A 16,376-nucleotide genomic window follows, 5' to 3' on the forward strand; every position below is an offset into this window, starting at 1 on the left:
CTCCTTATTCTGCTGTAGAAACGGTTGAATCCAGGAATATTGAGTGCTTTCGATCATTCCTCGGATAAACCTGCCCCTACCAATCATTGATGCCATCTCCACCCGCAATCCAGTCCTGCAACTCGCGTTCTGGTGTAGTTACATTGAATAAGTGCAGCCCAAAGTCTTTTGCAAGCTCCTCACAGACCTTAATGCCGCGTACACTGTTGCCCTTTGCATCTAGGGGTGGAGAGAAGGTGCCAATGCCCAATTTCCCTGGAGCGATCGCCGTAATCCCACCACCCACGCCACTCTTAGCCGGTAGCCCCACCCGGTAGGCCCACTCGCCGGAGGCATCATACATGCCGCAGGTCAGCATCACGCTAATTACGTCCTGGACATAGCGTTCATCGATCGCCCGCTCTTTCGTAACCGGATTCACGCCGCCATTCGCCAGTGTAGCGGCCATCATCGCCAGATCTTTAGCGTTCACCAAAATTGAACATTGCTGGAAGTAGAGATCTAATGTTTCATCAATATTGGGGCTAACCATGCCAAAGTTCAACATTAAGTAGGCCATTGCCCGGTTGCGATAGCCTGTGGCTTTCTCAGATAGAAAGACGGGCACGTTGATGTCATGCTCTCGACCGGTGTAGCGCTTGAACATTTCCAGCAATCGTTTCAGGCGTTCGGTGCCGGTTTTGCCTTTGATCAGGTCGGTCGTGGCGATCGCGCCGGCGTTCACCATAGGATTATAGGGGCGATTCGTCACCTCATCCAATACGATTGAATTAAAGGCTTCCCCGGTTGGCTCCACGCTCACCTTGCTGTTGACATACTCCCGACCATGATCTTCTAGCGCTAAGCCAAACACGAAGGCTTTGGAAATTGACTGAATCGTAAATAGCTGGTCACAATCTCCCACTTCAAAGACATGTCCATCCTGCGTCACCACGCAAATGCCAAACCACTCTGGTTTTGCCAAGGCTAATTCAGGGATGTAATCGGCCACATTTCCCTGATTGAGGGAACGATATTTCTCGTACAACTCATTCAGATAGCTACGGAAGGGAGACGTAACCGCTGTGATGGAACTGGTAAGGGATTGCAAATTTCCTAGCTCAGACACGGCGTTTATCCCTCCACAATTTGTTGGGCCACATGGCGAAATTCTTGGCTCACTGGATGTTCCGGGTATTTCACACAAAATACCCCTTCACTGGCGAGCTGGACGATATCTTCCGATAGGGGAAACACTCCCGCCACCGTTTCGCTATAAGTTTCTTCCACTTTCTGTTTCAGCGCTTCTAGATTCAGCTTGCTGTGAGCTTTGTTGATAGTCAGCAGCATTCTGCGAACGTTGAGTTGCCGTGCCACATCGATTGTGACTGCCGTGCCCTGGTAATCTTGCTTGTCGGGGCGTAGAATCAGAATCAGCACATGGGAGATAGCAATCGATAAAAAGGTTTCCTTGGATAAACCGGGATGGGTATCAATAAACAAATAATCTAATTGCAGCGCTTTAACTAAACTACGGAAGCCATCATTCATCAGCTTGACATCGTAGCCATCTTTTAAAATGCGAGCAATATCATCTGCTTTTACGCTAGAAGGAACCAGATAAAGTGTACCGTTGCCATTCAGCCCGACATTATTACTAACATCATAGGCAGCATCTTCGATTGCAATTTCTCCCCATAAGTAGCTATTCAGGGTTTTGCCCATCTGCTCTGGCTCTAAGCAAAACAGATTATGAATTCCTGGCGAGGGAACATCCGTATCTACAACACCCACACGATTTCCCAATGCCGCAACAGTGGTGGCTAAATTGGCAGTAAAGTTGGACTTACCCGTCCCACCTCGATATGAATGGACTGAAACAACTTTCGGCATATTGATATCTAAGATGTAGAAAGGCTTGTATCCGGCAATGTACCAGATAATGTTAAATACAGCAAATGTTATGCATTTATTAATAGCTATTTTTTTAAAGAAAAATGTATTATCTGAAACAGATTTATTGTTTCAGATGTGCAGTCGTAGTTAATTTAGTCCGCTTACTCGAATCACGGTTCTAGCGAGTTCTATTCAACGAAAACCCAGGCAGCTATTGCTAGCCGCAACTTCGCAATTCTCCACTGAGTTCTCAACTATAGCTTGCAAAGGTCTGCCTCACCTATATTCCTGACACATCACTAATACCCTTTCTTCCTTGTAATTGGGCCACAGCTCACAAGGCTTACCAGACTGCGTTGTGCAGGTTCCGTAACTTAAAACTAAGAGGATATTGCACTGAACAGACCTGCATATCGACGCAAAAAAGGGTGGCTTTTGCCACCCCAAATTTCTGAATTCAAACTAGTCTAGATTCGGTGAACTCAGGCAATCGAAGCCACTCTCACATCGTTGGTGGCCAGTAGCTCCTGTAGCTCTTCCGCATCAACCGTTTCCCGTTCAATCAGCATCTCTGCCAACTTATCGAGTACGGCTCGGTTCTCAGTCAAGACCGACTTGGCGCGGCGATAGGCTTGATCGACTAAGTTACGAACTTCATCGTCAATCGCAGCAGCCGTTTCTTCTGAGAAATCCCGCTCGGCCATGATGTCGCGTCCGAGGAACATGCCACCCTGAGACCGACCCAGCGCCACCGGACCCAGCCGATCGCTCATGCCGAACCGCGTCACCATTTGACGAGCCACTCGCGCTACTTGCTGCAAGTCATTCGATGCGCCGGTTGTCACCTCTTCTTCGCCAAACACCAGCTCTTCAGCAATCCGTCCGCCTAGAGCGACGGCCATCTGGTTTTGCAGATAGGAGCGGGAGTACAGGCCCGAATCCATCCGGTCTTCGCTGGGCGTGAACCAGGTTAAACCACCGGCACGACCACGGGGAATGATGCTGATTTTCTGTACCGGATCGTAGTCAGGCATCAGCGCGCCCACCAGAGCATGACCGGCCTCGTGGTAAGCCACCAGCGACTTGCGCTTCTCGCTCATCACCCGGTCCTTCTTCTCTGGACCTGCCAAGACCCGGTCGATCGCATCGTTGACTTCATCCATCGAGATCTCGGTCAGGTTGCGACGGGCAGCCAGAATCGCGGCTTCGTTCAGTAAGTTGGCGAGATCAGCGCCGGTAAAGCCAGGAGTCCGGCGGGCAATCTTCTCCAGATCCACATCCTTAGACAGGGTTTTGCCACGCGCGTGGACATTCAGAATTTCTAGACGACCCGTGTAGTCAGGCCGATCCACCACCACCTGCCGGTCAAATCGACCGGGGCGCAGCAAGGCCGCATCCAGTACATCCGGACGGTTGGTAGCCGCGATGATGATGATGCCCGTGTTGCCCTCGAAGCCATCCATTTCGGTCAGCAACTGGTTCAGGGTTTGTTCGCGCTCATCGTTGCCACCGCCGAGACCCGCGCCCCGCTGCCGACCTACGGCATCGATCTCATCGATAAAGACAATACAGGGCGCATTGGCCTTCGCCTGCTCAAATAGATCCCGGACCCGCGAAGCACCAACGCCCACAAACATCTCTACAAACTCAGAGCCGGAAATGCTAAAGAATGGCACACCCGCCTCGCCCGCAACCGCCCGCGCCAGCAAGGTTTTACCGGTACCGGGAGGTCCGACTAGCAGTACACCTTTAGGAATTTTTGCCCCGACGGCGGTGAAGCGATCGGCGTTCTTCAAAAAGTCCACCACCTCAGCCAGTTCCAGCTTCGCCTGTTCAATCCCAGCCACATCGCCAAAGGTAACCTGAGTCTGCGGCTCCATCTGCACGCGGGCACGGGACTTACCAAAATTCATCGCTTGGCTACCCGGACCGTTCTGGGCACGACGCAGCACAAAGAACAGCACCACCAGCAGCAGGAACGGAATCAACAAGGTACTAAGCACCCTGGCCCAGACATTATCTTCTGCTTGAGGTGAAACCGAGATATCAACCCCATTGGTCTGCAAAATGTTGAGTAGTTCTGGATCGGCAGGCAGGTTGACCGCCACTCGCTGACCGTCACTGGTCGTCACCAGCGCTCTAGAGCGATCGGCACTGATGTTGACCTTCTCGACCTGACCCGTTTCAACCCGATCAATAAATTGACTGTAGCGCCAAGAAGCTGTGCTCTGGGGCTGCCGGTCTAGCAAGGCCGTTGCTAAGAAAACGACCACCACCACCAACAAGGCATACAGTCCTGCATTTCTCCACCGCTTATTCACCGAGGCTTTTCCTCCTAAAACTTTTAGTGCGAGGACAACTCATATTCTTAATATTTATTAATGTAACCGATCCCTTGCCAAATTGCGCTGGGTTCGCTATCGCACTATAGGACCATTTTGCCATTTGTGATTGGAAATGGGGAGATGGGTGGGGAGTAGGGGGTGGATGAGTGGGGGGTGGGGGTGGATGAGTGGGGGGTAGGGGGTAGGGGGTGAATGGGGATCAGCTCATTTCTAGCATGCGTTGGATTGGTTTGAGGGCGGCGAGTCGGGTAGATTCGGGTAGGGTGACTTCGGGAGCGCGGTTTTTCATGGCTAGATAGAGTTTTTCGAGGGTGTTGAGGCGCATGTGGGGGCATTCGTTGCAGGCGCATTGGTTCATCGGTGGGGCGGGGATGAACTGCTTGTTGGGGGCGGCTTTCTGCATTTGATGGATGATGCCCGGTTCTGTGGCTACGATAAATGAGTGCTGGGCACTTCGCTGCACATAGTTCAATAGAGCCGTGGTGGAGCCGATGTATTGGGCGTGGCGCAGGACGGCGTCTTCACATTCGGGGTGGGCAATCACTTCTGCTTCGGGGTGCTGGATCTGCAACTGCACAATCTTCTTTTCTGAGAAGGTTTCATGCACCATACAGCTCCCCTGCCACAGCACCATGTCGCGTCCGGTCTGTTCAATCACATAGCGGCCTAGGTTGCGGTCGGGGGCAAAAATAATCGGCTGATCTGGCGGAATTTGGTTGACGATTTTGACGGCGTTGGAGCTAGTGCAGATAATGTCGCTCATCGCCTTGATCTCGGCGGTGCAGTTGATGTAGGAGATCACCAGATGGTTGGGGTACTGGGCTTTAAAGGCGGCAAAGGCATCGGGAGGGCAGCTATCGGCCAAAGAGCAGCCCGCGTTCAGATCCGGCAGCAGCACCAGTTTATCGGGATTGAGGATTTTGGCGGTTTCAGCCATGAAGTGAACGCCGGCAAACACAATCACATCGGCATCGGTCGTGGCGGCCTGTTGCGACAAGCCCAAGGAATCACCCAAATAATCGGCCACATCCTGAATGTCGGGATCTTGGTAGTAGTGGGCCAGAATTACCGCATTCAGTTCCTGCTTAAGCGCAGCGATGGCACTGAAGTAATCAATCGGGGATGTCGTTGGTTTTTGGTAAAAAAGTGTAGTTGCAAACACAGTTATTCGTTGATTTCTGTTGATTGAGCTAGAAAGATAGGGATGTTTAGTCCTCTAATTATAGTTTTTCTTACCAAAAATGACTGCGGCAGAACTGGTGAAAATTAACGGATAGCAGCAAGAGCTGAGCGATACTGCGCCCTATTCCATGAACTCTGGGCATGACGGCAAAGATTAGTACGCAGTTCGCTAACGGGCCACAGGTAAACCTAAACCGTGAATCAGGATGCCGAGGATCTGATCGAGGTTCGCACGATCTGCCTATGCTGCCCTCCTGATTTTAGGAGGCAGTTAGTCAGCAGTAGGTTTACAAATCTTCTGGGTAGACCCACTGGGGTGGAGCCATGCGCTTTTTGCGGATTGCTTCTTCAGCGATCTCCAGCATCCGGTCGAGCGATGTTTCCTGAATAAATTTAGCGGCCTGTTCTTGATACTCCTTGTTCGGGCACTCGTCACCCAAAACACAGCCATTCACGCAGGCTTCTGCGCAGTTCACCTCAGTTGGATTCATCAGTGTGCTCCTCTCTTTCGATTCAGTCAGATGTTCGGTCGGATATCTGCCGCAGATTGCGCTGCACCATTTGCCATTTTGCCATGATAGAAAGTTTACTTGTACCAGTTTGGGGCCAATCGTCCACGGCTTACTAACGAAAGCGGTTGGTTCAAAGCTATTGTTTCAAGTCATCCAGCTAGCCCAAATCTGACCTACGGCTGATCTGCGCTTAACGAGTGGACTGTACAATCCTGCGTAGTTCAATAATCATCTGAGCGCTGGAACTAATTCACACCAGCTTATAGACGGAACCTTTAAATTAACCTTTCCTTTTTCCGGGGTTAAGGCGGTTCGCTGATAATCTGACTGATTGATTCTACTTTCTGTGGAGATGAAATTATGGGATTTTTGAATAGAATTTTCGGCAAAAAGAAAGAAGAAGTTCCAGCGACTCCTCCTGCCCCTAGCGATCCGGGAATTCCGCCCGCCAAGGTAGGACTGAATGGGGAATTCGACGAAAGCGGCCTAGCTAAGCGGGTAGCTTTAGCGTTCGATAATGATGCTGAGTTAGAGCCTTTGGACAATCTCTGGGTAGCCCAGCTTAGCAGCAAAGTCGTGCTGAAAGGCAAAGTACCCAATCAGCAATTGCTTGATAAGGCTGTGAGAGTTGCCAGCGGTGTAAATGGTGCTACCGAGGTTGATACCAGCCAGGTTACGGTTGGTTAGCTCCTAGGTTCGTAATTAGTCCATCACTGTGATAGAGACGGGAAGAGCACGCCCAGTGACCAAAGTGCCTGCTTTACCCGTCTTTTTTTCGCCATCAAATCAATCTACTGCTCAAGTTTAGTAAATCTGGAATCATGGGACTTTTTGATCAAATCCTTAGCGCGGTCAACAATCCGAATCAGCAGGCTAGCCCAGATCAGTTGGGTGCGATTCTTAACACCGTGCAGCAACTATCAAATCGACAAGGGTTGAATCCATCGACCACGCAAACGGCAATGTCGGTGGTGGGCAGCTACGTCCGCTCGGCCCTCCAGCAACAACGCAACGCAGGCGGCAATGCCAGAGCCGAAGCGATTGTGAACCAATATGGCGGCACGAGTCCCAGCCTAGGTGCCCTAGACGCTTTGTTTTCTCCTGCCCAGCAGCGCCAAGTGGCCGATGCCGTGGCTCAGCGCACCGGCATTAGTGCCGATCAGGTGATTGCCCTGTTGCCGATTCTGGTGCCGATTGTGCTGAATCTGTTGAAGCAGGGTTCCACGACCCGGACTGCGAATGCCCCAACTGCCAACACCACAGGCAGCAATTCCGTGCTAGACAGCTTCCTTGATGCCGACGGCGATGGTGACGTAGATGTGGGCGATGCCATGTCCCTAGCAGGCCGGTTTTTGAATCAGCGTTAACGCCAGTTCCACACCGCGCCATACCCATTGCTTCACCCGTTTGCTTCACCCGTCAGGACGGCTAACTCGACTCACTCGACGTTGAGCCATCTAGATTAGCGCGGGCATTGCGTCTCAGCATGGCAGGCTTAATTCGGCGCAGAGCTGAGGCAGGAAATCGGCGCTCCCACTCCTCGTCGCTGAGTTGGGCCAGTTCGTCCAGAGTAGGTGCCACATTCCAGGGATAGGGCTGAAATTCGACCACATCGGTTTCCTGCGCAAAGCGCTGATTCCACGGGCAGACATCCTGGCAAATATCGCAGCCCGCGACCCAGCCTTGCATTCGCTGAGCGATCTCTGGCGGCAGGGTTTCAGCTCGATTCTCGATTGTGTGATAGGCGATGCAGCGATTGGCATCCACCACAAACGGTTGAATAATCGCCTGAGTCGGACAGGCTTCCAGACAGCGGGTGCAGGTGCCGCAATGTTGGGTATGGGGTCGATCTGGCATCAGCTTTAGATTGGTCAGCACTTCGCCCAAAAACACCCAAGAGCCATATTCACGGGTGATTACGTTACTGTTCTTAGCGATCCAACCAATCCCAGCCCGTTCGGCCCAAACTTTATCCTGTACCGGGCCAGTGTCCGCATAGTAGCGCACTTCAATCGGTTCAGTGTCTGAGCCTTGCGACGTGAGCCATAGCGTCAGGGCCTTCAGTTTTTTGTGCAAAATTCGGTGATAGTCGCGGCCCCAGCCATAGCGAGAAATTTTGGCATAGCGGCTTCCTTCACGCTTCCTTTCCTTATCTGGACGCTGGTGCGGTGTGTAGTAGTTCAAGGCCACGCAAATCACCGACTGCACCGACGGCATCATGGCCCGAATATCTCGCCGCCTTGGGTTCGCCATCCAGTCCATGTCAGCGTGGTAGCCCCTGGTTAGCCAGGCTTCTAGGGGAGATGGGGGAGATGGGGGAGATGGGGGAGATGGGGAAACAGGATTGTCCAAGCCCCGTGAGTATGCTACAGGTTGGTGTTCACGAAGCAAGTACAAAGCACTTAGCGCGTCTGTTGCCGCAGTTCGTTCGTTACCGTAGTCTGCCCGAAAACCGAAGGACTTAGGGTTTTCACCTTCCTCACCTTCCCCACCTTCCCCCGTTCGGCGAGGCTCACGAGCCGCATCTCCCTCACCTCTCCACTCCTCCACCGCCGCAATTCCCACCTTATGAAAGCCCAACTCTAGCGCTTTCTGCTTGATTTGCTCTGGGCTGATGGAACGTGAAATAGACATGATGAAACAGGATTTTGGATGAACTTTGAGCCAGATGCACTCGGATTTGCCCAACCCAACTATTCTAAAAATTGGGAGGTTGGGACAACATCTTCGTCCTGCTCAGTTGTCCATGCGGTTTTTGCAACGATTCATTCAACAACTTACATCCCCTAGCAGCAACGAATCCTTTCTGGGCCGGGTTAAAAAAGTCGAGGTTCTGGTTGCCAAACTATTGTCAATCTTGATGATTGGTGTATTGCTGGTGGCCTTGGCCGATTTGGGGCTGGTTTTATTTCAGGAGCTATTTGCAAAGCCACCCTATGGGTTTTTCTCAACCACCTTGATCGAGATTTTTGGCGCGTTTCTGAATATCTTGATCGCGCTAGAGGTGTTAGAAAATATTACGGCCTATTTGCGCGGTAGCGGCATTCGGATCGAGCTGGTGATTATCACTGCCCTGACGGCAGTTGCTCGTAAGATCGTGATTTTTGATTTTGGCAAACTCTCTGGTTTGGAGTTAATTGGCCTAGCGGTAGCGATTTTTACCCTGTCGATCAGCTATTGGTTAGTACGACGCACGAATCGGATTCACAAAGACTGAAAAAGAAAAGACTGAAAAAGAAAAGACTGAAAAGCCGGAATCCTGTTGGCCTCACTACCCACAGCGACCAAATGAATACGATAAACTAGCATTTCGGGCAATTATTCTGAGGTGACAACGCAAAGAATGGCAAAGCAATCGATCGGACCGGCCATTAGGAATGGCACGGCTGCTGAACAGTCTACTGAGCAATCTACTGCATCGGTGTCCCGTTCGGATCAGGCAGCCCCGACAGCAGCGACGCGGCAGGAAACAGACCGGCAGGAAGAAAAGCGACGCTGGACGATCGAAGATAGCGAAGCGCTCTATCGAATTCAGGGCTGGGGCGAGCCGTATTTTTCGATCAACGCGGCGGGTCATATCACGGTTTCTCCCCAGGGCGATCGAGGCGGTTCGGTAGATTTGTTTGAACTGGTCAACGCGCTGAAACTGCGAAATTTAGGTTTGCCTTTACTAATTCGGTTCTCGGATATTTTGGAAGACCGCATCCAACGGTTGAATGCCTGTTTTGCCAGAGCGATCGCCCGCTACAACTACCCCGGTACCTACAAGGGCGTATTTCCAGTCAAGTGCAATCAGCAGCGCCATCTGGTAGAAGACTTGGTGCGGTTTGGTAAGCCTTATCAGTTTGGCTTAGAAGCCGGATCGAAACCAGAATTGTTGATTGCGCTGGCTACATTAGACACACCCGGAGCCTTACTGATCTGTAACGGCTATAAAGACCGCGAATATGTTGAAACGGCGACATTGGCACAGCGATTGGGCTATACGCCGATTATTGTGCTGGAACAGGTGGAAGAGGTCGATCTGGCGATCGCGGCAGCTCGCAAACTGGGTGTGAAGCCGATTTTGGGAGTGCGGGCCAAGCTGAGTGCCAAAGGAATTGGCCGCTGGGGTACCTCAGCGGGCGATCGGGCCAAGTTTGGCCTCACGATTCCGGAAATTATTCAGGCGGTGGAGAAGCTAGGGGCCGCCGACATGCTCGACTGTTTACAGCTACTGCACTACCACATTGGCTCTCAGATTTCGGCGATTAATGTGATTAAAGAAGCGATCCGCGAAGCTAGCCAAATCTACGTTGAGCTGGCCCATCTGGGCGCAAACATGAAATATCTAGATGTAGGCGGCGGCCTCGCAGTCGATTACGACGGCTCCAAAACCAACTTCTATGCGTCCAAAAACTACAGTATGCAGAACTACGCCAGTGATGTAGTCGCAGAAGTCAAGGAAGCCTGCGAAGAGCGGAATATGCCCGTCCCTACACTGGTGAGTGAAAGCGGGCGAGCGATTGCCTCGCATCAGTCGGTGCTGGTGTTTGATGTGCTGGGGACAAGCGATGTGCTGCCGGAACTGCCGGAACCGCCCCACGAAAAGGATCCGCTGGTAATTCGCAACCTCTACGAAACCTACCAGTCGATTAGCGTCGAGAACTACCAGGAAGCCTATCACGATGCCACCCAATTCAAAGAAGAAGCGGTGAGTATCTTTGGCTTTGGCTACCTCAGCCTCACGGATCGTGCCCGCGCTGAACGCCTCTACTGGGCCTGCTGTGCCAAAATTTTGGAAATTGTCCGGCAGCAGGAGTATGTCCCCGATGATCTGGAAGACCTAGAAAAGATCATGGCCTCGATCTACTACGTCAATCTGTCCGTATTTCAATCAGCTCCTGATAGCTGGGCAATCGATCAGCTCTTTCCAATCCTGCCGATCCATCGCTTAGACGAAGAACCAACTCGCCGCGCCACCTTGGCTGACCTCACCTGCGACAGCGATGGCAAAATCGATCAGTTCATCGATTTACGTGATGTCAAGTACGTGCTGGAACTGCATCCGCTCAAGCGCAAAGAAGGTGATGGCACCCAGTCCCACGAGCCATATTACCTGGCAATGTTCCTCAACGGGGCTTATCAGGAAATCATGGGCAATTTGCACAACCTGTTTGGCGACACCAATGCAGTCCACATCACTCTGACGCCCAAAGGCTACCAGATTGAGCATGTCGTTAAGGGCGATACCATGACCGAAGTACTGGGCTATGTGCAGTACGATTCTGAAGATCTGGTGGAAAACATTCGCCGTCGTACCGAACAAGCTTTGCAGGAGAGCCGGATTACTCTGCAGGAATCCCAGCTCTTACTGCAAAACTATGAACGTAGTCTGAGTCGCTATACCTATCTGGCAATTTAAGGTCTAGGGATTTAAGGACTCACCTCAACATTGCGTGGGTTAGCCGTCCGGGTCAAGATGCTGTAAACCTGGCTGGGAGCTAGGTTAGGGTTAGCGCTCAGCATCAGGGCGGCTACTCCTGACACATGGGGAGCCGCCATTGATGTGCCATTGAATTCAGTAAATTGCTCCAGCGGTAGGGTAGAACGAACGGCCACCCCCGGAGCCACTACAAAATTGCCCAGAGAGCGCCCAGCCGGATTGGAGAATAGTGCCATTCGCTGCTCTCGATTCACGGCCCCAACGGCAATTCCCAGATTGTTGATCATGGCGCGGAATGCTAGCTCTGAGGGTTGCACCATACCTTCGTTAATCCGATCGTTGCCAGATGCAACCACCACCACTATCCCCGCTTGAGCGGCCCGTTGCAACGCTGCCCCCAGCTCAAAATCGTAGCGAATTGCCTTGCGCAGGCTGAGGTTGATCACTTTGGCACCATTGTTAATAGCGTAATCAATACCGCGAATAACATTGAGATTTAAGGTTGGGTCGTCAATCGTTGAGTTTTCGTCAAAGACGCGCAGCGGCATGATTTTAGCATCAGGAGCTACGCCGGTGACGCCAGTACCATTGCGAGCAGCCGCGATCGTTCCGGCTACGTGGGTACCATGTCCATCGGTGGGTAAATCATTAGGATCATTATCATTGCTAAGAAAGTCCCAACCACGCACATCATCGATATAGCCGTTTTGGTCATCGTCAATTCCGTTCGCGGCAATTTCCTTTGAGTTAGTCCAGATGTTGTTCGTTAATTCAGAATGGGTGTAATCAACGCCAGAATCAAGCACCGCCACCGTGATTCCCTGTCCGGTGAACCCCTGTTCCCAAACTGCAGGAGCTTGCACCAGATCCCGACCCCAATCATCGCCACCCAATAGGGTATTGGTGCGGAAAGCAGGACGATTAACTGCTCTAGCTACGGCTGATCCTGCATCAACTAAGCCCGATCCGTAGAAAAAGTCAAACTCGCTGGAAGAGGCTGGATAAACCCGAAAATTAATGGTATAGCGCCCCGTGGCTCGCGGATTTTCGCTAGTAACCCGCAATCGATACTGCACACCTGGTTTGACAGTGAAAACCAGCCGTGAGTCGGAACTGAGAAAATCACTACCATCGGTAAAGCGCGTGTTGAAACCGCTCAAGAGGAGCCTGCCTCTGCGGCTGCGGCCTCCCACCAAGTAGAGATAGGAATCAAACTTACGAGACCGCAGGCTGACTTCTACCAACTGCCCAACTCTCGCGCTCCTTGGTAGGGACCAGTCTTCGTAGTAGTAACGCTTCCTGGCATTCGGGTCGAGCCGATCTCGCCGATCCAGGCTGCCGACGCCCTGAAAGCGTTTAACCCCCGTGTTGGTCTGTGGGCCATCCTGAAGACGATAGGGTCTAAAGGCCAAGGATTTAGCAAGGCGCTGCTGGCGTTGTTTCAGGGGAGCTGAACTGGGGCTACTCCCCAACATAGGCAGCGAAGCTGGGAGTAAAGAACGAGAACCAAGACGGGAGGTGAAGTTGCTCATACTTTCTAACGTTGTCATCAACAGTTTCATCGGGAACCACTCATACCAATTCCCTGCAAAGCCGATTCTGCATCAGATGCCATCGCTCGGTACAGTAATTGATGACAGTAATTGATGCAGCGGCTAGGTTTCACAATTGCGAATTGCGAATTGCGTTTTTCTGACGGCATGTCAGTATTACTGATTGGTAACTGATTGGTACAAGACTGCTCTGATGTTATCAACAGCTTGGTTGGCAAGAGGAAAAAACTATACAGCGTTTTTCTACTCATGTGAGGTAGAGGGTTGTGGGGACGAAGCCACCACGCAGGGGCAGTGCCCCTGCACCCCGTTTTTCGTACTTCACTAGCCTGAAAAAGGCTGTAAAGCTCGAAGTAAGCTCTTAATTCTGCTTGGTCTAGGTTCACCTACGCGGATGCTGCTGCATCAGCACTCGCACCTGCTCAGCGTGATAGGAACTGCGCGTCAGTGGCGAAGACACCACCTGCAAAAAACCCAATGATTCACCAAACTGCCGCCAAGCGTCGAACTGTTCGGGACGAACGAATTCCTGCACGCCTAAGTGTTTGGCGCTGGGCTGGAGGTACTGGCCGATGGTTAAAATATCGCAATCCACCGTCCGCAGATCCTGGATTACCTGCCGCACTTCAGCATCGGTTTCCCCCAAACCGACCATAATCCCCGATTTGGTGTAAATCTGAGGCGCAATCTCCCGTGCCCGCTGTAATAGATCCAGTGAGCGCTGATAGTCTCCTTGCGGACGGGTGCGGCGATACAGGCGTGGCACAGTTTCGGTATTGTGGTTCAACACTTCGGGCTTGGCCTGCAAAATCATCGCCAAGGCGTCCCAATTGCCACAGAGGTCTGGAATCAATACTTCAATCGTGGTTTGGCGCGAAACCGCCCGCACCGCAGCAATACATTCGACGAACTGAGATGCACCTCCATCAGCCAAATCATCCCGATTTACCGAGGTGATCACCACATGGTTCAGGTTCATCCGCCGCACGGCTTCCGCCAGTCGAGTGGGTTCGGTTGAGTCAAGCGGCTTTGGTTTCTTCTCAAAATCAATATCGCAATAGGGGCAGGCGCGGGTACAGGCCGGTCCCATGATCAGAAATGTGGCAGTTCCGGCATTGAAGCATTCACCAATATTGGGACAGGAGGCTTCTTCACAAACCGTATTCAGCCCCAGATCGCGCAAAATGCCTTTAACGTTACCAACTCGCTCCCACTGCGGTGCTTTCACCCGCAACCACTCTGGTTTGACTGTCACGTGACTCACTCACTGAATGTTACTAAACTTCATTCTATGCCATGCGTTTCGGCGCTCACTAGCTAGCGACCTGCCCCCGTGAGCCGGAAGGGATTGAAATTGGTATGGCGGTCATAGTAGTCTTCTCGCTCTTGCTGCTTCAGCCAGCCCGTGACGGCATAGGTGACTGGGGTAAACAGAATCTCGACGCCGCACTTAAACAAATAATTCGAGACAATCAAGGTCCAGAGTAGACTATTGGGCACCACGCCGGTAAAGGCAATCAGAATAAACAGAGCCGTATCGATGACCTGTCCGATTAGGGTAGAGCCAATCGTGCGCAGCCAAAGCTGTCTGCCGTTGGTGATTAGCTTCAGCTTGGCCAGGGTGAAGGAATTGGAAAACTCGCCCGCAAAGTAGGCTACGAGGCTAGCGATTACGATACGGGGCGTCAGACCCAGAATCTTTTCATATGCCTCTTGGTTCGGCCAGTCGGGAGCAGGCGGCAAGGCCCCTACGATCATGAAGGTGAGCGACATCAGCAAAGCGGCACAAAAGCCAATCCAGATCACCTTACGGGAGCGGCCATAGCCGTAGACTTCGGTGAGAATGTCGCCAAAAATATAGCTGAGCGGAAATAAGATAGTGCCCCCATCAAAGGTCAAGGGGCCAAATGCCACAATCTTGGTCGAGGCGACGTTGGAAATCAGCAAAACGGTGACAAACAGCGCCGTAATTGTGTCGAGGTGCCGAAAGGATTTGTTCACAGGATAGTTAACAGAGCAGCTAGGCGTAATTCACACTTACCCATTTTACGTGTCATTTCAGGCAAATTAGGCTCTACGGCTCGGCTAGTTGGGCACTACCAGATCGCTCCGCACCCAGCCCATACCGCCACCGACTCCAACCTGATACCAGATATGGCCATCCTCGCCCTGAGCACTGCCAAAGATCTGCACGGGTTCCCCCGGAGCCGCCATTCGTCGCACCCGCGAGTTGGGGCTAGCATATTCTCGGATGTTGATCGCAGAGCCTGGATCTCTAGCAGTTAGAACCGCGCTGCCACCCATGCCATAAGGCGGTCCCCCATTGCTTGGAGGCTGCTGTGGATAAGGGGGTTGGGAATAGGGGGGTTGCGCGTAGGAGGGGGGGTAAGGCAGCGGCGAGTTCGGTGCTTGAGAGTAGGGCGGTTGGGTGTAGGGCGGTTGGGTATAGGGCGATTGGGCAGGGGGCGACTGGGCAGGAGGTGCTTGAGAGTAAGGTGGCTGAGAATACGGAGGCTGGCTGTAGTTCGGTGAGTTGGGGGTTGGCATCGGGGCAGTTCTACGAGGAGCAGACGGATCGGGAGATTGCTGGACCGCAGGCGGTTGGGCTGCGACTAGATCCCCCCGCACCCATCCGGCAGCCCCGGACTCGGACCGCACCTCATACCAGGTGTAGCCATCGCTGCCTTGAACCTGATTCGAGATCTGAACCCGCTCTCCTACAATGCCAGTCGCCTGGATATCAGCCTCGGTACTAGCACTACTGCGAATATTGATTGGGGCAGTGGGATCGCTGGCGCTTAAATAGGCGGTTTGTCCCACCTGAGCCGGGTTGCCTGCTTGGTGAGGCGGTCGATTCGCAGGGGGTTGCGTCCCTGGTTGAGCTGGATTGGGAGACGGCTGGGTAGTTTGCTCAACTACACCACCAACCGCTTTGGCCAAACTCAAGGCTTTGGCATAGCTGGTAAAGCTAGCAACTTGAACTGTAGGGATGCCACTTTTGTCACGGGTGGCGCTGATGGCATCCCCGCAGTATTGGGAGCGAATTTCCTCGATATTGCCACCATCTACAAACACGGAATACCAGGTGCCGCTCGGTTCAGAAGTGCGATCGCCGCAGGTAGGTAAGGGAAAGGCAAACTGGGAGGATTCAGCCGCAGGACTTTCCGTGCCGCTCGCCGATGGGCTAGGCTGGGGAGGGTAGGTTGCCGCATTGGGGTCAGCCGCCGCGTCTGGCTGAGACAGCATTTCATCCTCGTAGAGGGGAGGCGCAACGCAAGCCGTTAACAGCCCCAAACACACCAGAGTCAGGAGCAGCTTTTCAGAACGATACCGATGAATCAGCATGAAGGGATGGGTCGCTCTGGGTTTCATGGAAAACAGCCTTCAAAAATGTGGGTGCAGCAACTGGTTCATGAATAACGAAACTGAATCGAAAATTGCGACCAAGCATTGGAACCGGAAAATTTCCGATGCCGCTAGATGG

14 protein-coding genes are annotated in these 16,376 nt (G+C 52.4%); 4 read left to right on the forward strand and 10 right to left on the reverse strand.

The window, feature by feature from the left end; all coding sequences use genetic code 11:
* Window positions 1-76: 76 nt before the first annotated feature.
* From glsA to HJG54_RS02945, 5 genes are all read right to left on the reverse strand, one after another.
* On the reverse strand, window positions 77-1,108 hold the full coding sequence (gene glsA, locus HJG54_RS02925; RefSeq protein WP_316433257.1) for a glutaminase A: 1,032 nt from the start codon (window positions 1,106-1,108) through the stop codon (window positions 77-79).
* 5 nt (window positions 1,109-1,113) lie between these two features.
* Entirely contained in the window at window positions 1,114-1,872 is a 759-nt protein-coding gene (locus tag HJG54_RS02930; RefSeq protein WP_316433258.1) for a MinD/ParA family ATP-binding protein, read from the reverse strand.
* 485 nt (window positions 1,873-2,357) lie between these two features.
* Complete coding sequence (gene ftsH3, locus HJG54_RS02935; RefSeq protein ID WP_036001623.1) at window positions 2,358-4,196, reverse strand: ATP-dependent zinc metalloprotease FtsH3; 1,839 nt, start codon at window positions 4,194-4,196, stop codon at window positions 2,358-2,360.
* Between the two features lie 223 nt (window positions 4,197-4,419).
* Window positions 4,420-5,382: a quinolinate synthase NadA gene (nadA, locus tag HJG54_RS02940; RefSeq protein WP_316433260.1), complete on the reverse strand. Its 963-nt coding sequence runs from the start codon at window positions 5,380-5,382 to the stop codon at window positions 4,420-4,422.
* A gap of 307 nt (window positions 5,383-5,689) precedes the next feature.
* Window positions 5,690-5,893: a hypothetical protein gene (locus HJG54_RS02945; RefSeq protein ID WP_316433261.1), complete on the reverse strand. Its 204-nt coding sequence runs from the start codon at window positions 5,891-5,893 to the stop codon at window positions 5,690-5,692.
* A 381-nt stretch (window positions 5,894-6,274) separates the two neighbouring features.
* Between HJG54_RS02945 and HJG54_RS02950 the strand changes: the two genes are divergently transcribed.
* Complete coding sequence (locus HJG54_RS02950) at window positions 6,275-6,601, forward strand: BON domain-containing protein (protein WP_036001632.1); 327 nt, start codon at window positions 6,275-6,277, stop codon at window positions 6,599-6,601.
* Window positions 6,602-6,735: 134 nt separating this feature from the next.
* Window positions 6,736-7,281 (forward strand): DUF937 domain-containing protein, encoded by a 546-nt coding sequence (locus HJG54_RS02955; RefSeq protein ID WP_316433263.1) that lies wholly within the window; start codon window positions 6,736-6,738, stop codon window positions 7,279-7,281.
* A gap of 61 nt (window positions 7,282-7,342) precedes the next feature.
* Here HJG54_RS02955 and queG read toward each other — a convergent pair whose 3' ends face one another.
* Window positions 7,343-8,548 (reverse strand): tRNA epoxyqueuosine(34) reductase QueG, encoded by a 1,206-nt coding sequence (gene queG / locus HJG54_RS02960; RefSeq protein WP_316433265.1) that lies wholly within the window; start codon window positions 8,546-8,548, stop codon window positions 7,343-7,345.
* Between the two features lie 34 nt (window positions 8,549-8,582).
* On the opposite strand from queG, the gene HJG54_RS02965 reads away from it, so the two are divergent.
* Together HJG54_RS02965 and speA are read left to right on the forward strand one after the other, a co-directional pair.
* Complete coding sequence (locus HJG54_RS02965) at window positions 8,583-9,131, forward strand: phosphate-starvation-inducible PsiE family protein (RefSeq protein WP_316435599.1); 549 nt, start codon at window positions 8,583-8,585, stop codon at window positions 9,129-9,131.
* 126 nt (window positions 9,132-9,257) lie between these two features.
* On the forward strand, window positions 9,258-11,318 hold the full coding sequence (gene speA, locus HJG54_RS02970) for a biosynthetic arginine decarboxylase (protein WP_316433267.1): 2,061 nt from the start codon (window positions 9,258-9,260) through the stop codon (window positions 11,316-11,318).
* An 11-nt stretch (window positions 11,319-11,329) separates the two neighbouring features.
* On the opposite strand, the gene HJG54_RS02975 is transcribed toward speA, so the two are convergent.
* The 4 genes from HJG54_RS02975 to HJG54_RS02990 form a co-directional block, all read right to left on the reverse strand.
* Complete coding sequence (locus HJG54_RS02975; protein ID WP_316433269.1) at window positions 11,330-12,889, reverse strand: S8 family peptidase; 1,560 nt, start codon at window positions 12,887-12,889, stop codon at window positions 11,330-11,332.
* Between the two features lie 385 nt (window positions 12,890-13,274).
* Window positions 13,275-14,147, reverse strand: coding sequence for a lipoyl synthase (gene lipA, locus HJG54_RS02980; protein ID WP_316433270.1), 873 nt, complete (start codon window positions 14,145-14,147; stop codon window positions 13,275-13,277).
* Between the two features lie 62 nt (window positions 14,148-14,209).
* On the reverse strand, window positions 14,210-14,893 hold the full coding sequence (locus HJG54_RS02985; protein ID WP_316433272.1) for a queuosine precursor transporter: 684 nt from the start codon (window positions 14,891-14,893) through the stop codon (window positions 14,210-14,212).
* 84 nt (window positions 14,894-14,977) lie between these two features.
* Window positions 14,978-16,264 carry an SH3 domain-containing protein gene (locus tag HJG54_RS02990; protein WP_316433274.1) on the reverse strand — a complete coding sequence of 429 codons (1,287 nt, stop codon included), beginning with the start codon at window positions 16,262-16,264 and terminating at the stop codon, window positions 14,978-14,980.
* Window positions 16,265-16,376 lie beyond the last annotated feature (112 nt).

It is taken from the genome of Leptolyngbya sp. NK1-12, from assembly GCF_032598965.1.
Lineage (GTDB): Bacteria > Cyanobacteriota > Cyanobacteriia > Elainellales > Elainellaceae > Elainella.

Bases quoted from the DNA above. Each gene is read 5' to 3' on its own strand.
- HJG54_RS02930 (WP_316433258.1), bottom strand. From the start codon at position 1,872: ATGCCGAAAGTTGTTTCAGTCCATTCATATCGAGGTGGGACGGGTAAG.
- HJG54_RS02945 (WP_316433261.1), bottom strand. From the start codon at position 5,893: ATGAATCCAACTGAGGTGAACTGCGCAGAAGCCTGCGTGAATGGCTGT.
- HJG54_RS02950 (WP_036001632.1), top strand. From the start codon at position 6,275: ATGGGATTTTTGAATAGAATTTTCGGCAAAAAGAAAGAAGAAGTTCCA.
- HJG54_RS02955 (WP_316433263.1), top strand. From the start codon at position 6,736: ATGGGACTTTTTGATCAAATCCTTAGCGCGGTCAACAATCCGAATCAG.
- queG (WP_316433265.1), bottom strand. From the start codon at position 8,548: ATGTCTATTTCACGTTCCATCAGCCCAGAGCAAATCAAGCAGAAAGCG.
- HJG54_RS02965 (WP_316435599.1), top strand. From the start codon at position 8,583: ATGCACTCGGATTTGCCCAACCCAACTATTCTAAAAATTGGGAGGTTG.
- speA (WP_316433267.1), top strand. From the start codon at position 9,258: ATGGCAAAGCAATCGATCGGACCGGCCATTAGGAATGGCACGGCTGCT.
- HJG54_RS02975 (WP_316433269.1), bottom strand. From the start codon at position 12,889: ATGACAACGTTAGAAAGTATGAGCAACTTCACCTCCCGTCTTGGTTCT.
- HJG54_RS02990 (WP_316433274.1), bottom strand. From the start codon at position 16,264: ATGAAACCCAGAGCGACCCATCCCTTCATGCTGATTCATCGGTATCGT.